Raw genomic sequence first — 3,204 nt, 5'->3', positions numbered from 1 at the left:
ATCGAGCTGGGCGATGGTCAATGACGGTGCGGCTCAGGGCGCATACGCAAGGGAACTCGCGATCTGCAAGTTCAAGGAAATGTGAGGAAAGGGTAGACGATGATGATCTGGTACGGCAGTAACGGCTGGGGATGGGGCGGCTGGATGACCGTCGTGATGGTGTTGTTCTGGGCCGCGGTGATCACCGCTGTCGTCCTCGCCATCCGTTATGTGGCAAGTCCGCGCGGCACTGCCGCCAGCCCGCCCGGTTCCTGGCAGCCACGCGCGCAGGATCTGCTCAGCGAACGCTTTGCCCGCGGCGAGATCGACGACGACGAGTATCGACAACGCCTCGCGCTGCTGCGCGAACCCCGGTGATCGCGATGCACTCCAGCATTGCCGGAGGGTACCGGTCACTGCGACCGCTGCCGTCCCGCTCGCAATAACGACCACGGCAACCTCAGCGGTCGCCGGATCATTGGGCGCCAAGGACATTCACCTCCGACGGCCGGTTCCCCCGACGCGTCACCATCGTGTGCGGGCCGCTGACGCCTGCCTCGCCAGGTTTCGGTTCGTTCGGTCGGTCGTCGATGTGTCGACGCCGGTGACGAGTCGACATGGTCGGTGGCCTGCGCGGTTGCCGCGGGGCCAGTCGAGAACCGCCGGCGTCCGTCGCGCCATGGGGGTGCTCGCCGTACTGGTCGCATTGGTGGTGCTCAGCGTCGGTGCCGCCGGGACGGCCGCGGCGCACCCGACGCTGCTGTTCACCGACCCCGCCGCCGACACCGCGGTACCGATTGCGCCGCAGCCGATCACGCTGATGTTCAACGAACCGGTCACCATCGGCGCCGACGCGGTCGTGCTGCTCGACAAGGACGGCGCGACGGTGCCGATCGGCGTCGCGACAACCGCGCGTGGCGGGCAGGTGGTGACCGCACGCCCGAGCGCGCCGCTGCCGCCGGGCAGCTACACCGTGCGCTGGCGGGCCACCGGCACCGACGGCGACCTGGTCGAAGAGGAATTCCGGTTCGGCGTCGGCTACGCGCTGAGCGCCGCAGCGTCGGGCACCAACGGTGCGTCGATCGCCTGGCTGTCCGCTGGGCTGCGCTGGCTGCTGTTCGGGGGCTTCGCGATCGCGTTCGGCGGTCTGATCGCCCAACGGTTCACCTCCTCGGCGCGGGCCGAGAATCCGCGGCTTCCGGCGACGAGGTCGTGGACCATCGGCGCCCTGCTGGTCGCGCTGGCCGCGGTGGCCGGCCTCGGGGCCGAGATGGTGGCTGAGGGCGGCCGGGTGAATGTCTTGTGGCGCGGCGGTTCTGGGGTAATCCTGTCGGTCGAAGCTGCCGGACTGCTCGCGGCGCTGGCCGTTGTCAGTGTGCGACGCCGAGCGTGGGCCCCGCTGCCGCTGCTGGTGGTGGTCGGCGCGGAAGGGTGGCGGTCGCACGCCCATACCGTGGCCGGAGTGTGGGGCGCGTTGCTCACCGGTGTGCACCTAGGCGCCGCGGCGATCTGGGTCGGCGCCCTCGTCGCGACAACGCTGGCGGTGCTGGCCTGGCGGGGTGAACCAGCGGCGCTGCGATGGGTGCTCAGCGGCTACATGCGGCTGGCGGTGTGGACGTTCACCGTCGTCATCGCCACCGGCGTGGTGTCGGCGCTGGTGCTGCTACCGCTGTCCGAGGTGTTCTCCACCGATTACGGCCGGGTCCTGGTGGTGAAACTCGTCCTCGTCGCCGCCGCCACCACGCTGGCCTTGACGGCGCGCAGGATCCAACGCAACGAAGCCCGTATCTCGAAGGTGCCCAGCGTGATTCGCGTCGAAAGCATTACCCTGGTCGCGGTGCTCGCGCTCAGCGCGACACTGGTGTCCACGACGCCGGCGAGAGGCGCGGTGCAACCAGCGCCACCGGAACCCAAAGGTCCAGTGCTGCCATTGGGGACCCTCGCCGGCCAGATCGGAGTCGCCGTCGCCGCCAGCGACGGACAACTGGTGGTACGGCTGTCGGCTCCCGGTCGGCGGGACTTCTACGCCGCCCAACCCGACCTGCACTACACCCTGTCCGGCCGGTTCGGCCGACCCGACGGTGCCGACGCAGCACTGCCGTTTCGCGGCTGCGGGCAGGGTTGCTTCGTGGCCAGCGCGGCCTGGGGCGCTGGCGACAACGTGTTGAGCCTGGCCGCCGGGGCCGACGACGCTCGGGGCGCGCCGGTGAGCCTGCTGGTGCCGTGGCCAACGCGCCCGGGCGCCGAGGACCTCGCCCGCGCCGTGGCCGCCACCCGGGCCGTCGGCCAGATCACCGTCTACGAATCGGTCACCAGCGACTCGACGTCGGGCGCCGGTGCGCCCACACCGCTGGAATTGTCGGCAGGGTTCTTCGTGTCCCAGCAGCCCTACGCGGCGGGCAGCGCCCCGCAGGCAGTTCGTGTCTCGAGCGGCAGCGGCGCGACCCGGCTCGCCCTCGGATACCCTGCCGCGTCGATCTCGATGCTCCTCACCCTCGACAAAGCAGGGCGAATCACTGACGAGACCCTGACCGACCCAAGCCATCTCGTCACCAGGCGGATCGTGTACCCCGACCACGACTGATCAAGCGACGCCTACCGGCCGGCATTCAGCCTTCCCACCGCGAGAAAGGCCTCGGTGCCGCGACCATCGGTTCGGGGGCGGAGTCGCCACCCGCGTACGGGCCCACGCAGCGGCGTGGCAAGAGTCGGCACTAGCCGCATCCCAGGCCGCTCATCAGCGGGCCCCGAGGAAATCAGCACCCGGACCGCCACAGACAAGGGTCCTCAAGGGCAAGACCCAGCAAGCCATCGCGCTGTACGTGACAAACATCTTCGTAGAGCAAATGCTCGCGGCTCGACCACAGCAGCCCTGTCAGCGGAGCTATGTCGATCGTTCGAGGAGCTGAATGCCGTCCTGAGCAGGGCAGCGGCTGCCGTTGGCATGTCGGGACGTCACTCGACCCCGAGCGGGATCGTGACGATCAGTGACGTCCCGCGTCCGGTCTGACTTGAGATCGCCAACTGGCCGCCGTGAGCCTCGACGCGGTCCGTCAGGCCAATCAGCCCGGAGCCCTTACGTGAGTCAGCTCCCCCGATTCCGTCGTCGGTAATCGTGAGACGAAGATTCGCATCGTCGGTGTCCACGCAGACGTCCACCCTGGAAGCTCGCGCGTGTTTGGCCGCGTTAGTGAGAGCCTCGGCGACCACGTAATAGGCGGCCAC

3 protein-coding genes are annotated in these 3,204 nt (G+C 69.2%); 2 read left to right on the top strand and 1 reads right to left on the bottom strand.

Going from position 1 to position 3,204, the window contains the following annotated elements; genetic code table 11:
- Nucleotides 1-102: 102 nt before the first annotated feature.
- Together QOI01_RS20995 and QOI01_RS20990 are read left to right on the top strand one after the other, a co-directional pair.
- On the top strand, nt 103-357 hold the full coding sequence (locus QOI01_RS20995) for an SHOCT domain-containing protein (protein ID WP_526384341.1): 255 nt from the start codon (nt 103-105) through the stop codon (nt 355-357).
- Nucleotides 358-658: 301 nt separating this feature from the next.
- Nucleotides 659-2,563 carry a copper resistance CopC/CopD family protein gene (locus QOI01_RS20990; RefSeq protein WP_526384339.1) on the top strand — a complete coding sequence of 635 codons (1,905 nt, stop codon included), beginning with the start codon at nt 659-661 and terminating at the stop codon, nt 2,561-2,563.
- 371 nt (nt 2,564-2,934) lie between these two features.
- Here the strand turns inward: QOI01_RS20990 and QOI01_RS20985 are convergent.
- The coding region (locus tag QOI01_RS20985) for a sensor histidine kinase (protein WP_526384337.1) at nt 2,935-3,204 on the bottom strand (270 nt) is incomplete at its 5' end.

It is taken from the genome of Mycobacterium sp., from assembly GCF_032162605.1.
In the GTDB taxonomy this organism is placed as follows: domain Bacteria; phylum Actinomycetota; class Actinomycetes; order Mycobacteriales; family Mycobacteriaceae; genus Mycobacterium.
The sequence above is the reverse complement of the archived record's forward strand: the minus strand, read 5'-3'. Positions and strand labels throughout refer to the sequence as shown.

Bases quoted from the DNA above. Each gene is read 5' to 3' on its own strand.
- QOI01_RS20995 (WP_526384341.1), top strand. From the start codon at position 103: ATGATCTGGTACGGCAGTAACGGCTGGGGATGGGGCGGCTGGATGACC.
- QOI01_RS20990 (WP_526384339.1), top strand. From the start codon at position 659: ATGGGGGTGCTCGCCGTACTGGTCGCATTGGTGGTGCTCAGCGTCGGT.